Here is a 14,622-nt window from a genome sequence, read left to right on the forward strand (position 1 = left end):
AACATGGCGCCGTCAAGGCCGTTCCCGCCGGCAAAGGTGGTGGTAAGCGTTTCCATAGAGCCGCCGCCCGTTCCGGCAGCGGAAATAGTATATCCGCAAGCTTCGTTAACACCGGTCACAAGATCGTTGGGGCTGATTGAGGCCATACCGTTCGCGTCAAGGAAAACGTCAAGGCCACCGCCCGCGGCCGCTTCGTAGGTCAACAGGAAGTTGTCCACGCCAGCGCCCCAGCCCCATCCGCCAAGGTCGTCAAAGGTATAGCGTACCTGGAAGGATGCGTTAACATAAGCGGAAACATCAAATGATTCGGTCAGAATTGCCGTCAAGTTTTCGTCATAGAGTGCTATTTGTTGCCAAGCGGAACCGTCGTAAACCTCTACGATAAACTCTTGGTTTCCGAACTCTCTGAAGGCTGCGTCGTAACCAACGGTTACGTTGGAAGCTCCGGTCAGGTCATAAACAGGAGATAACAATCTTACAAGATTGGTCTGTCCACTTCCCGCGGCATCATCGTTAAAAATTGCTGCATTAGAAGAGAAGTCAGGACCTATAGGCATGTCACCAGATCCAAATTGCCAATCACGCGCACCGGCTTCTATTACAGTTGTCCATCCGGTCGGGATATTGGCACCCTCAAAGTCCTCAGACTCGGTAAAGATTCCAAATCCGCCCACACAGAAAACCTCGGGCGCGGTAACGTCCTGCACCGTAACCGTTGAGGTACAGGTTGTAGAATTTCCAGAGTTGTCGGTAACAGTTAATGTAACGGTGTTCGCACCGGTCATTGAGCAATCGAAAGAGGAAACGTCCAAGCTCATGGATGCTATACCGCAGTTGTCCGTAGAACCGTTGTCCACATCGGCGGCGGTAATCACTGCCATTCCGGTAACGGGATCAAGATCCACAGTGATATCCTGGCAAACGGCCATAGGGGCCTCATTGTCCAGAACGGTAACAGTAAAGTCGCAGGTAGAAGTATTCCCATCACTATCAGTAACCGATAGTGTTACGGTAGTAACGCCTACAGGAAAAGTACTTCCACTTGGGTGGGTAGATACGATATCCCCAGAGATATTACCGTCCTCGGTATCAATAGCAAGAGCAGAATAGTTTGCCACGGCTCCACAGGTGCCGGGTATGTTATTTGCAGTAATGTCTGATGGACACACAATTACTGGTGGATCGCCCACGGTGACCGGATTCATTACAAACGTGATTTGATAACTGTTAAGAGTTCCTGAGTCACCTCCCGTATCGTCGCAAATATTGATGGTCCAGTTGCCATTAACCGTCTGACCTGCAAGCAGGGTATTCAATAAGCCAGCCTCAGCTCTATAGCCATTTGCAGAAGGTGCGCCACTTGACCAAGTATTCACAGCAGTGGGAGCATCGTCGCGAATAATCAAGGTGGCGGCAGTATCAAAACCACTGCTACCTCCATTATCTGAGGTTATATCTAGTGTGGAACCACCAGGAGTTAAAAGGGCAAGGTCAATATCACTTGCCCAAGTATGGACAATGTTAAAGGCCAAGGAAGTTATTTGATATTCACCCGGCGCAGTGCCTATAACTCCCGTTAACGGCACATTGGCCGTAGATACGGTAGGACCACCAGTACAAGGAAAGCCACCAGTGCCCGTGGCGGGTATCGGGGTGGGTGTTCCCGCACCCGAGTACGTCTGTGCATTAAGATGCCAACTGAACGTTGACAACATCAATGCCGATAAGATCAAAAATGTAATTTTTTTCATAATTAAACGATTTACAGTTAGAGCACTAAATGTATGTTAAAATTTCTAAAATGAAACAACTGTTTATAAGTTTTTATGTTAAAATATGAAGCATCCTTAAATTAATGTCTTTGTGCCTAGACTATCAATAAAAAAAGGCCATTACCGTCTTTTTGGCAATGACCTTTTATCCTTTTAGAAAATTTTTCTTATTTAATCATCTCGTAACTGCGTTTTATAAACGCCGTTAGCTCTTCTCCTTTGAGTAAATTTTTGCTCAATCTTGCCAAGTCCAAAGCTTGGTTTACTAATCGTTCTTTCTTCTTATCGGTCTTGGTATTTAAGATTTCGCTTACCAATTCGTGATTGGTGTTTACGATCAAATTATACATTTCCGGGAAGCCTCCCATACCAAACATACCGCCACCGCCGGTTTTCTGCATATCTTTCATTCTGCGCATAAATTCGGGCTCGGTAATGATGAACGGATTTGCATTGCTGTCCAAAGCCTCCAATTGTACGCTGAATTTTCCCTTCGGAATAACGCCGTCCAAAAAGGTTTTCAATGTTTCTTTTTCTTCGTCGGAAAGTTTTGAAACCTGCGCATCGTCCTTTTTGATGAGGTTTTCCACGTGATCGCTATCCACGCGTACAAAGGAAATTTTCTCCTCCTTGCTTTCCACTTTTTGAAGCAAGTGTGCAACTATTGGCGAATCCAAAAGCAATACTTCATAGCCTTTCTCTTTTGCGGCTTCTATATAGCTGTGTTGCTCTTCTTTGTTGGAAGCGTAAAGAATCACAAGATTATCATCCTTATCGGTCTGTACGTCTTTTATTTTTTCCTTGAATTCCGAAAAGGTGAAATATTTGTCATCAACTGTTGGATACAGTGCAAAATCCTGCGCTTTTTCGAAGAACTTATCTTCGGTCAGCATTCCGTATTCAATAACGATTTTGATATCGTTCCATTTCTTTTCAAAGCCTTCGCGATCGTTGTTGAAAAGACTTTTCAACTTATCTGCAACTTTTCGGGTTATGTAGCTCGAAATCTTTTTCACAGCGCCATCGGCCTGCAAATAGCTACGCGAAACGTTTAGGGGAATGTCCGGACTGTCAATAACCCCCCGAAGCATCGTCAAAAATTCGGGCACGATTCCCTCCACATTATCGGTTACGAATACCTGGTTTTGATAGAGCTGGATTTTATCCTTTTGAATGCTCATATCGTTTGTCATCTTCGGAAAATATAGTATTCCGGTAAGATTGAACGGGTAGTCAACGTTCAGGTGAATGTGGAAAAGCGGCTCCTCAAACTGCATTGGGTACAACTCCCTGTAAAAGGAATTATAATCTTTATCCTCCAACTCAGTCGGCTGCTTTGTCCACGCCGGGTTTGGATTATTGATGATATTGTCAACTTCCTTTGTTGGCGCTTTGTCCTCTTCTTTTGCGTCTTCGGGTTTTGGAAGGGTTTCGGTGCGCGTTCCGAATTTAATCGGAATCGGCATAAACTTGTTATACTTCACCAACAACTCACGGATGCGGCTTTCTTCCAAAAATTCGGTAGAATCGTCGGCTATGTGAAGAATAATCTCGGTTCCTCTTTCCTTTTTGTCGGCTTTTTCAATGGTAAATTCCGGCGAACCGTCGCAGATCCAGTGCACCGCTGGCTCGTCTTTGTAGCTTTTAGTGATGATTTCCACCTTTTTTGCAACCATAAACGCGGAATAAAACCCAAGACCGAAATGCCCAATAATGCCGGCATCCTTTCCGTTTTTGTCCTTGTATTTTTCAATGAATTCCTCGGCGCCAGAAAAAGCGATTTCGTTGATGTACTTTTCAACCTCTTCCTTCGTCATCCCAATTCCTTGGTCGATTATGCGAAGTTCCTTTTTCTTTTTGTCCAGTTTCACTTCAATAATTGGATCGCCATATTCCACGCCTTCGGCTTCGCCGATGTTCGCCAAATGCTTCATTTTTAACGTAGCATCCGTTGCGTTTGAAATCAATTCACGAAGAAAAATCTCGTGGTCGCTGTATAAAAACTTTTTGATCAGCGGGAAGATATTATCCACCGATACATTAATAGTTCCTTTGCTCATATTTCTTATGTTTTATTTAATAATGCTATTAATTCATTTCCTAATAGTCAAATAAAATACCAAGCCTCTCACTTCTGCCACGTTGTCACCTCATAATAATAAACCTTTCTGCTAAACTTTAACAGAACATTTTGTTTAACTAATCGATAAAAACATTAAACAGTGGTTATCTTTGCATTAGAATAACGACCTATTCCATAACAACAAATATTCAAACACCATGGCAACGGCAACAAACAAAACAGAAAAAGCAAAAAAATCAACTTCAAAAAAAAGCGTGAGTGCAGATAAAATAATTTCTGCATATATGGATTGGGTTTTAACCAAGGAAAAAGCACCGCTCAGCGTTTTTAAATTTTGTAAAGAGAACAATTTTACCGAAGCGGAATTCTACGAACATTTCGGCTCTTTTGAAGGACTGCAAATGGAAGTTTGGAATTCGTTTTACAAGAAAACAATTCTTTTGGCGAATAAGGACGAGCATTATTCCGCCTATTCCAATCAAGAAAAAATGCTTACGTTTTTTTATACCTTTTTTGAACTGTTAACCCTAAACCGCAGCTATATTCTTTTCACCTTAAGGGAACATCAAAATATGATGAGGAATTTGAGCCAGTTAAAAGGACTTCGGCATAATATAAAGCATTTCGCGGCAGATTTGATACGTGAAAACAACGAAGATAAAAAGCTGAAAATCCTGAAACAATCGGTAACCGTTTTTTCCGAAGGGGCTTGGATTCAAACCCTTTTCCTATTGAAATACTGGATGGACGATAACTCTGCAGGTTTTGAAAATACAGATATCGCCATCGAGAAATCGGTACGTGCCATTTTTGATGTTTTCGATACCCAGCCGCTGGAAAGCGTGCTTGACTTTGGAAAATTTTTATGGAAAGAAAAAATGGCCTAATGAAGACGATAGACAAAATTCCCACGAATAAAATCCAGCGCGCTTCAAAATTGATGACCACCGGCGTAAAAGTGGGCGGCAATTATTTGAAGTATTACGGCAAAAAGCTCGTCAATTCTGAAACGACAAAAGACGAATTGAACGAAAGCAACGCAGAGGATATTTACGACGGCCTGAAAAACCTGAAGGGCAGCGCGCTGAAAGTGGCGCAAATGCTGAGTATGGAAAAAAACATTATGCCAAAGGCCTATGTTGAAAAATTTTCGTTGGCGCAATTTCAGGTGCCGCCGCTCTCCGCGCCTTTGGTCCGCAAAACTTTTAAAAGATATTTTGGCGATACGCCCGAAAGCCTTTACGACACCTTTAATGCCGAATCGGTTGCGGCGGCGAGTATTGGGCAAGTGCACAAGGCCACTAAGGACGGTAAAAACTTGGCGGTAAAAATACAATATCCCGGCGTTGCGGAAAGCATCAGCAGTGATCTGGCCATGGTGAAGCCGGTTGCAATGAAAATGTTCAATATAAAAGGAAAGGACAGCGACAAATATTTCAGGGAAGTGGAAGATAAATTGCTGGAAGAAACCGACTATTTGTTGGAAGTGGAACAGAGTAAGGAAATCACCGATGCCTGTAAAAACATTCCAAATTTAAAATTTCCGAAGTATTACGAAGAACTTTCCGGCGAGCGCATAATCACAATGGACTGGATGACGGGGCAGCACCTTTCAGAATTCACCCAAACGAATACCGATAGGGTAAAAGCCCAAAAAGTAGGGCAGACGTTGTGGGATTTCTATATGTTCCAAATGCACCAATTGAAGCGTGTGCACGCAGATCCGCATCCCGGAAATTTTTTGGTGAATGAAGATGCAAACCTGATTGCGATAGATTTTGGTTGCGTAAAAACCGTTCCCGAGGAATTCTATGTGCCTTATTTTGAATTGGCAAAACCAGAAAACATCAACAATCCGGAAGTATTTTTGGAAAAAATGTATGCTTTGGAAATTTTAAAAAAGGAAGATTCCCCCGAGGAAACAAAGTTTTTTTCAGAGCTGTTCCACGAAATGCTAAGTCTTTTCACCCAACCTTTTCATAGCGAAAGCTTTGATTTTTCCGACGAAGAATTCTTCGGAAAGATTGCCGAACTGAGCAATAAATATTCAAAGGATACCGAGCTTCGAAAAATGAACGGGAATCGCGGCTCCAAACATTTTCTATATATAAACCGAACTTTTTTTGGTCTTTATAATTTGATGAACGATTTGGGAGCGAAGGTCACGATAAATAATTATAAGAATTACGTTTAAACTTTAACAAAACTTTGTTTAATCCTTTAACAATTACACTAAACAAAGTGTGGTATCTTTACAGGGAGTAATCGAATATTAAATTGCTATGAAAAAGTAAAAATATTCTATTATTTAATTGGTTAGGTTGTTTAAGAAGGGCGCATTTTATGCGCCCTTTTTTTGTATTTTCAGCTACTGCTTCATTTCCTCGGAAACATTCACCGGGTTTTCATTTTTGTTTTTTACGTATTTGTCGAGCCATTGATCCTGTTCCCATAGCACGTGCAGAATGCTTTCCTTTGCACTGTAGCCGTGGCTTTCCTTCGGCAGCATAACCAGTCTTGCAGTTGCTCCCAAACCTTTTAAAGCATTAAAATAACGCTCACTTTGCAGCGGATAAGTGCCGGAATTATTATCAGCTTCGCCGTGGATAAGCAGCAAAGGGGTTTTCATTTTGTCGGCGTGCATAAAAGGAGACATTATATTATAGGTTTCGGGAGAATCCCAATAGCTGCGCTCCTCACTTTGGAAACCAAAAGGCGTAAGGGTTCTATTGTATGCACCGCTTCGGGCTATTCCAGCAGCAAAAAGATCGGAATGGCTCAAAAGGTTCGCAACCATAAACGCACCGTAGGAATGGCCGCCCACGCCTACACGGTTTCTATCGATATAGCCCATTTTATCAACGGCATCAATGGCGGCTTTGGCATTTCCCACCAATTGGGTCCTAAAAGTATCATTAGGCTCTTCATCACCTTCGCCCACAATTGGGAATGCAGCATCGTCCAAGACCACATAGCCCTGGGTTACCCAATAAATGGGCGAGCCGTAGTACGGATAAATAAATTCATTGGGATTCGTTGTGTTTTGCGAGGCGCTATTTTTGTCCTTAAATTCACGTGGATAGGCCCAAAGAAGCATCGGCATTTTTTCTTTCTTTTCTTTGTCGTACCCAATTGGCAAGTACAAAGTGCCCTCAAGCTCCAAGCCGTCGTCGCGTTTGTAAGTAATCACTTCCTTGTGTACATTTTGGATGCTCTTAAAAGGATTTTCAAATGATGTAACTGGCGTTAAATCATTCTTCTTTTTAATATTTCTGAAGTAATAATTGGGGTATTCGTTCTGCGATTCTATCCGCACTAAAATCTTCCCTTTTTTCATATCGATTGCCGAATTCAGATTTTCCAGCTTATCGGTATATTCGGACTGGTAGATGCGTTTCGTCTTTTGTGTTTTTAAGTTGAATTCATCCACAAACGGAAACTGTCCCTTGTCCGAAAAACCATCGCCCATCAGAAAGGCGTTGCCATCAACTATTTCGAGAACCCTTTCGTCAAAATCGTTTCGGGCGGTTACAAAATTGCCGGGGTCGTTATATCTGTCCTGATAATTTCTATCAAAAATAATCTTTGGCGTTTCCGAAGCATTTGAAGGATTGAACAGATACGATTTTGTATTCCGGTCGTTCCACCAATAATCCGAAGCAATTGCAAGATTATCGTTCCCCCAAGTAATTCCTGAATAGCGGTTTATCGTTTTCAAAAGCAGTTTTTCCTTCTCGTTGAATGGAGCTTCCAACTGGTAAACGGCATCACGATAATCTACTTTTACTTCCGGATCGCCTTTGTCCAATGCCTCGGCCCAATAAATGGTTGCGGGTTTATCGGCACGCCAATCCATTCTCCTTTTGCCCATTCGGGTTGCCATAAAACCTTTCGGTTCTACTTCGTTCAGCGCTACATCGTTCACTTTTTGGATGAGTTTCCCTTGGCTGCTGTAAATAGTAGTTTCAAAAGGAAATCGGCTGTACGGCACAATATAGGAGAACGGTCTTTTAATGGTATTTACCATTACATAATTGCCATCGGGCGAAAAATCAAGCTCGTCGTACATGGCTGTGGGAAGAAAATCGGCCACTTTTCCGTCCAATGAAATCTTTTTTATTTCCGAAAGCGCCAATTGCTCAAAATTAAATTCGTCGTTTGGACTGCTAAGCAAATCCTGATAAGTTCTATTTTGTGCCTTTTCACCATCGCTTACGGTAATGGTTGGCCCATCGGGAACTGCTTCGTCAGTATTTATCAATTCTTTTCTATCCTTGGGAATTACATTTACCAACAACGCGCTGCCGTCTTTAAACCAATTAATAGGATTACCCATATTAGCGTTCACTTTTAGATTGCTGAGTTGTGTGGCGGTACCGTTTTCAATATCTGCCAGCCAGAGTTGTACCCCATCTTCCACCGTATTTAAAAAGGCAACCATTTTTTGGTTGGGTGAAATGGTAAAGTTTGAAAGCCGTGGATTGCTGGGTATTCCCGCTACTTGCCGAGCATCTTTTTCGGAAGCCTTTTTCACTTTTATATTGTTGTAAAACCGGGTTCGGCTACCGATGTTGGTTTTTGGATTTATCCGAAGTCCGCCCAACCGCAATTCAGCTTCGGAAAGCTCCGCGATAGATTTGTATGCATCGCGATAAAAAAGGACCACATTTTCACCATTGCTGTCAATCCAAACGGAAGGGGCCAGGGGCGCGTCCACAAGCTCCAGAATTTCCTTTGGCGGTTTTTGATAGGTGAGTTTTTCCTGTGCAATAAAATTTCCTGATAACAGGAGAAGGGTAACAATGGCGATGAATTTTTTCATAAGTGTAAAATTTAAGTTCTAAAGATATTGAAATTTAGGAGAACGTATTTGCTATGCACGCATACTATATAAACTGAGTTTTGTTTCCTTTAAAAGCGGTATATGGTTATCTTTCGGAACTATTTTAAATTGAATTAAATGTACACTTCAAAAATTACAGGATTGGGCTATTATGTGCCCGAAAATGTTGTAACCAACGACGATCTTTCAAAATTAATGGACACCAACGACGCTTGGATTCAAGAGCGCACGGGCATTAAAGAACGGCGGCATATAAAAAAGGGCGATGGCAATTCTACTTCGGTGATGGGGGTAAAGGCTTCAACCATTGCGTTGGAACGTGCCAAACTTGAGCCAAACGATATAGATATGATTGTTTTTGCTACGCTGAGTCCAGATATGTATTTTCCGGGCGGTGGGGTAGAAGTGCAGGAAATTATGGGAATGCGGACCATTCCGGCCTTGGACGTTCGCAACCAGTGCAGTGGGTTTGTGTATGCGCTTTCAGTGGCGGATCAATTTGTAAAAACGGGAATGTATAAAAATATTTTAGTGATTGGTAGCGAAAACCACAGCGGCGGACTGGATATGACCACGCGCGGCAGAAACGTGTCGGTTATTTTTGGCGACGGCGCGGGGGCAGCAGTTGTTTCCAGAAATGAAACCGGAAAGGGAGGTATTCTCTCCACCCATCTTCACAGCGAAGGGCAACATAAAAATGAGCTCTCTCTAAAAGGCCCGAGCACCGAACACTGGGTGCCGGAAATAATTGCCGAAAACCCACAGGAAGACATCCCGTATTATCCGGTGATGAACGGACAGTTTGTGTTTAAGCACGCCATTGTCCGTTTTGCTGAGGTTATTCAGGAAGGGTTGGAGGCCAATAATTTGAAGGTGGAAGATATTGATATGTTGATTCCGCATCAGGCCAATCTTCGCATTTCACAATTCATTCAACAAAAAATGAAATTGACTGACGAGCAGGTTTTCAACAACATTCAAAAATACGGAAACACTACGGCAGCATCCATTCCAATCGCACTGACGGAAGCGTGGGAAGAAGGAAAAATCAAGGAAGGCGATCTTGTGGTTTTGGCAGCCTTCGGGAGTGGCTTCACGTGGGGAAGTGCTATTATTAGATGGTAATAATGTTTCGGTTGAAAATATAAAAAGCCTTTCAGGAAAACTGAAAGGCTTTTGTTTTACCTAAAAAAGGTATAATTCGTTAAAAGGCTAATTCAAATAAATTATAAAATGAAATTTTAGGTATTGTACTTAATAGACGAGTTGAAATCTATATTAGTTTCATTACGAAATCTTTTTTAACAAAAGAATAACGGTTTAAAACAGCCCTCCGCCACCGGATGATGTGTTATCATCTCTACTTTTTCGGCTTTTTGCGCGATAGTTTCCGCCGCCAAATCTATAAGTTAATCCCACGTAAATGGTGTTGCTTTCATTTTTGAATTCACCGCTCTGTGGATAAGGCGTATCACCGCTGAAGGCAAATTTCATGGAATCAAAAACATCGTTGTAATTTACGCTGAAAGTTCCTCGGCCTTCCCATAAGCTGTATCGTGCGCCCAGATTAACGAAATAACGTGGTTCCGATTCAAACTGAATGCCTTTGTTCTTAGCGCGGTACAATCCGAAAGCGGAGAACGTAAGATTTTTTGTGACGGTGAAATTATTCATCATTCGCACATTCCATGATACGTTATCAACTTCCGCAACTTGGGTGACAATATCTTCTACCGCAGGCGTTCCCGTAGGATTTTCAAAAATTTCGGTGATTCCTTTTTGGGTTTTCTTATAGAGTTCAAAACTGCTGTTGACACTCCACCACTTGGTAGGTTTATAATTTCCCGAAATTTCGAGTCCGTAGGAGTCTGTGCTTTCAAAATTTTGGAAAGTTAATATGGAGCGATCTAGATTTGTGCGGTCCACAAGTATGGCTCGGTTTATTTCGTTATCCACAATGCGATAAAAGATGCCTGCGGTAATGCTGCCCGCATCTAAATTTCTTGTGTAATTGGCCTCTATGGAATTGGTAAACTGAGGCTCAAGATTGATATTTCCGTAAGAAGAAATCAATGGCGTACTAAACTCGCGAATAGGATTTACCTGATCAAGTCCCGGACGGTCCACTCTCCGACTATAACTAAGCTGATACTGGTTTTTTTCCGAAGGAGAGTAAGTTACAAAGGCACTGGGATATATTTGAAAGTAGTCGTTAGTAAAGGCCTGTACATTGTTAGTGTCGGCTTGTACGCTAACATTTTCAATTCGCGCTCCTAATTGATAGGACCATTTTTCAAAGGTTTTTCCAACCGTAGTGTAAAATGAATAAATATCTCGCACGTATTCAAAATGGGTTGAAGGCGTGGGCACCAATTCGCCATTGGCGTTATAGCTTTGGCCATTTGAGGCAAAATCTATCTTCGTTTCAAATAGTCTTGCTTCGGCACCCGCTTCAATTTTTAAACTTTCTGATAACGGATTTACATAATCGAGGTTCACGGTAAGTTGGCTGCGGTCCGTTTCATCACTGTCTTTAAAATTTTCTAGAGGTGAGGCCCCGTTAAAGACATATTTTCCATCAGTTTCATTTGAAAATACATTATAATCTGCTTCCAATTCCAAAGTATGCTCAGTTTCATCAAAACTTACTTTGTAATCAAAATTATATTGTGAAGCGATATTTTCATTGCCATAAAAAAACAACTGTTCCTGGTTGAGAGATGGTTGATCCAAATAGAAGATAGTGGAGCTTCCATTTCCTTTTCCGTCATATATGTTTTGGTTTGTGAAAAAGGACAGCGTATTTTTTTCATTTAAGTAAAAGTCCAGTCCCACTTTGAAGAGATTGGATTTACTGTCATCCAAAAAGTGGATTACTTCTCTGGAATTATTGAGTGAACGCGTAATGAGACCGTTGTTTTCGTGTTTGGAAACATTGTTACCCAGGTTGGTGTAAAAGTTAAATTTGCCATTGCGGTAATTCATATCCAAGCCCGCATTGAATTTTGCGTTTTCCCTAAAAGTTAGCCCTACGGAAGCATTTCCATTAAAGCCCACATTCACGTTTTTATGAAGAATTATGTTGATCAATCCGCTCATTCCCTCGGGATTGTACTTTGCCGAAGGGTTAGTGATCAGCTCTATTTGTTTGATTGACGAAGACGGAATCTGCTTTAGCAATTGGGCAACTGGAATGTTTGAGAGCTTTCCGTCCACCATCACGCGCACATTCTCATTGCCGCGCATGGAAAGCTCTCCAGATTGTGGGTCGATACTCACGGTAGGCAAATTGTTCATAATATCTGATGCAGTCGGTCCCGCGGTAGATAAATCTTTACCAATGTTTATTACTTTTTTGTCCAAGCGTTGTTCAATCGTTGATCTCTCGGCTACAATATTCACTTCATCCAAGGACGCAATGTCTTCTTCCAACAATATGTTGCCCAAGTCAATAGTTGCATTTCCTTTTGTAATATTTATTTCCGTGGTAAATACTTTATAGCCTATGTACTGGATGCTAATGTTGCAGCGGCCTTCCGGTATTTTATGGATTTCAAATTTTCCCGCATCGTCGGTTACTGCGCCAGTAATAATTTCACCATTTAATTTTTTTACTACTACTGTTACATAGGGGAGAGGTTCATTTAGGACTTTGTCCGTCACCCGGCCATAGATGTTACCGGAATCTTCTGTGGGGCCTGCCGCGGCATTGAGTATTCCGAAGGTGATGCAGGCGATCAAAACTAAAATTGTTTTCATTTGTGTGATTGATTGATGTTAATGATTAATGAAATAAAATACCATTATATTGCATTAAATATTACCTTGTATAACATACTAAAGGCGCAAATGTTTTCGTATTTCTATATAAAAGACGATGTATATTTTTTTCTGTTACAATTTTTTTAGAAAAAGTTTAAAAAAACAAACCCGAAGCGGGTGCTCCGGGTTTGAATCTTTACTGCTATCATTAACACTAACCATCAACGTAAAAATTGTCGCAGTAAAGAATGAAGTGTAAGTACTATATAGACGTTGAAATCTTCCGAATGTTTCAAGCCCCACCTCATTTTAACGAACATTTATGAAATCTTGCTGAAGAGTATTGTATTTTCATAAAAAAACTATCAGAATGAAAAAGACATTAGTACTGGGCGCAAGCCTCAATCCGGGAAGATATTCAAACATTGCCATAAATCGTTTGGTAAAATATGGGCATCCCGTGGAGGCGGTGGGCCTTAAAACAGGAGAGGTAGCAGGCGCAACCATTGCCACGGAAAAGGAACACTTTGAAGATATTGACACGGTAACCCTCTATCTAAATCCGAAACGCCAAGTGGAATATTACGATTATATCGTTTCGTTGAAGCCGAAACGCGTCGTTTTCAATCCAGGCACGGAAAATCCTGAATTTTACGAAATTCTCAGAAAGAACAAGATTGCATTTGAAGTGGCCTGCACCTTAGTTCTTTTGGGTACGAATCAATATTAAACCGAAGAAGGTAAGCGCGCCATTCAGGATAAGTATAAAAAATCCGAATTCGAAATTTAGGTATGCCGCGCTGAGGGCGCTAATTGCATATCCCAAAAACGGAGTCAATATGGCCACCACGGGCACCAATTTATCCTTTACGTTCCATTTCGTAAAAAGTCCGTACGCGTAAAGCCCTAAAAGGGGACCGTAGGTATAACCCGCAAAAACAAAAAGTTTCGCAATTACCGAAGCATCTGCGATTACATATTTGAAAATTATAATTACCAAAATAAGTAACAAGGAAACCAAGATGTGAATCATTTTGCGAACGCGTACCTGTTTTGCTTCGTCATACTTTTTCTCAATTCCCAAAATATCAATACTGAAAGACGTGGTCAGCGCGGTTAAAGCGCTATCGGCACTGCTGTAAGCTGCGGCAATCAATCCTAAAATGAAAAGAATTGCAACCCCAAAACCGAATTCGTTTTGCATTGCCAGCGTTGGGTACAATTGGTCTTTATGGGCGTCAATCCCATTCTGTGCTGCGTAAACCGTAAGCAGTAAACCTAAAACCAAAAACACAAAATTTACGATGGTCAGAACAATAGTAAACCAAAACATATTTTTCTGGGCATCCTTCAGATTGCGGCAGGTCAGGTTTTTCTGCATCATGTCTTGGTCCAGTCCCGTCATTACTATCGCGATAAATGCACCGCTAATAAATTGTTTTACAAAATGGTCGACCGATTTCCAATCGTCAAAAAAGAAAATCTGGCTCATATCGCTATCGGCAATAAAATTGAAAAGACTGCTTCCCGAAAGACCTAAATCTGTGGAAACATAATACACCGAAACGCCAACGGCTATTAACATAAACAGCGTTTGCAGCGTATCGGTCCACACGATTGTCTTTATTCCACTTTTGAAGGTATAAAGCCAAATAAGTAAAATTGTGATAGTAACCGTCACCCAAAACGGAATATTCATTTGGTCAAAAATCAGGCTTTGCAGCACCACCGCCACTAAATACAACCGAAAACTCGCTCCAACTACCCTTGAAAGCAGAAAAAACGATGCTCCGGTTTTATAGGATGCATTCCCGAAACGTCCTTCCAAATAAGTATAAATTGAAGTCAAATTTAAACGGTAGTAGAGCGGAAGCAGCACCGTGCCAATAACGGCGTAACCCACGGTATATCCCAAAACTACTTGAAAATAACTAAATTTTGAAGCTTCCACCCAGCCTGGAACTGAGATAAAAGTAACGCCGCTGAGCGAGGCGCCAATCATTCCGAAGGCAACCAAATACCAGGGCGATTGTTTTCCGGCTTTAAAGAAGTCTGCATTGCTGCCGCCCTTATTGGTAAAGTAGGATATGAGTATTAAAACCAAAAAATAACCAAGGATAAGTAGCAGAATGTGTAAGGGTTGCATAAAATTTAAGACTTCA

9 protein-coding genes are annotated in these 14,622 nt (G+C 41.5%); 4 read left to right on the plus strand and 5 right to left on the minus strand.

All coding sequences use genetic code 11. From position 1 onward, the window contains the following. A partial coding sequence (locus MB09_RS14720) for an HYR domain-containing protein (protein WP_045081689.1) occupies positions 1-1,751 on the minus strand: 1,751 nt, incomplete at its 3' end. A gap of 188 nt (positions 1,752-1,939) precedes the next feature. Then, positions 1,940-3,832 carry a molecular chaperone HtpG gene (gene htpG, locus MB09_RS14725; RefSeq protein WP_045081690.1) on the minus strand — a complete coding sequence of 631 codons (1,893 nt, stop codon included), beginning with the start codon at positions 3,830-3,832 and terminating at the stop codon, positions 1,940-1,942. A 220-nt stretch (positions 3,833-4,052) separates the two neighbouring features. On the opposite strand from htpG, the gene MB09_RS14730 reads away from it, so the two are divergent. Continuing rightward, entirely contained in the window at positions 4,053-4,742 is a 690-nt protein-coding gene (locus tag MB09_RS14730) for a TetR family transcriptional regulator C-terminal domain-containing protein (RefSeq protein WP_045081691.1), read from the plus strand. Next, a complete protein-coding gene (locus tag MB09_RS14735; protein ID WP_045081692.1) occupies positions 4,742-6,049 on the plus strand; it encodes an ABC1 kinase family protein in 1,308 nt (435 codons plus the stop codon). Before MB09_RS14730 ends, MB09_RS14735 begins: the two co-directional genes overlap by 1 nt. 174 nt (positions 6,050-6,223) lie before the next feature. Here MB09_RS14735 and MB09_RS14740 read toward each other — a convergent pair whose 3' ends face one another. After that, positions 6,224-8,677: an alpha/beta hydrolase family protein gene (locus MB09_RS14740; protein WP_045081693.1), complete on the minus strand. Its 2,454-nt coding sequence runs from the start codon at positions 8,675-8,677 to the stop codon at positions 6,224-6,226. A 138-nt stretch (positions 8,678-8,815) separates the two neighbouring features. Here MB09_RS14740 and MB09_RS14745 point away from each other — a divergent pair, with 138 nt between their 5' ends. Beyond that, positions 8,816-9,823, plus strand: a complete 1,008-nt coding sequence (locus MB09_RS14745; RefSeq protein ID WP_045081694.1) for a 3-oxoacyl-ACP synthase III family protein — start codon at positions 8,816-8,818, stop codon at positions 9,821-9,823. A 195-nt stretch (positions 9,824-10,018) separates the two neighbouring features. On the opposite strand, the gene MB09_RS14750 is transcribed toward MB09_RS14745, so the two are convergent. After that, positions 10,019-12,457, minus strand: coding sequence for a TonB-dependent receptor domain-containing protein (locus MB09_RS14750; RefSeq protein WP_045081695.1), 2,439 nt, complete (start codon positions 12,455-12,457; stop codon positions 10,019-10,021). A gap of 373 nt (positions 12,458-12,830) precedes the next feature. Here MB09_RS14750 and MB09_RS14755 point away from each other — a divergent pair, with 373 nt between their 5' ends. Continuing rightward, positions 12,831-13,190 (plus strand): CoA-binding protein, encoded by a 360-nt coding sequence (locus tag MB09_RS14755; RefSeq protein ID WP_045081696.1) that lies wholly within the window; start codon positions 12,831-12,833, stop codon positions 13,188-13,190. Here MB09_RS14755 and MB09_RS14760 read toward each other — a convergent pair. Continuing rightward, the gene (locus MB09_RS14760; RefSeq protein ID WP_045081697.1) at positions 13,161-14,606 is read right to left on the minus strand and encodes a sodium:solute symporter; all 1,446 of its coding nucleotides are present in this window, start codon (positions 14,604-14,606) and stop codon (positions 13,161-13,163) included. The genes MB09_RS14755 and MB09_RS14760 overlap by 30 nt on opposite strands. Between the last annotated feature and the right edge of the window lie 16 nt (positions 14,607-14,622).

It is taken from the genome of Aequorivita vladivostokensis, from assembly GCF_000952855.1.
GTDB lineage: Bacteria > Bacteroidota > Bacteroidia > Flavobacteriales > Flavobacteriaceae > Aequorivita > Aequorivita vladivostokensis.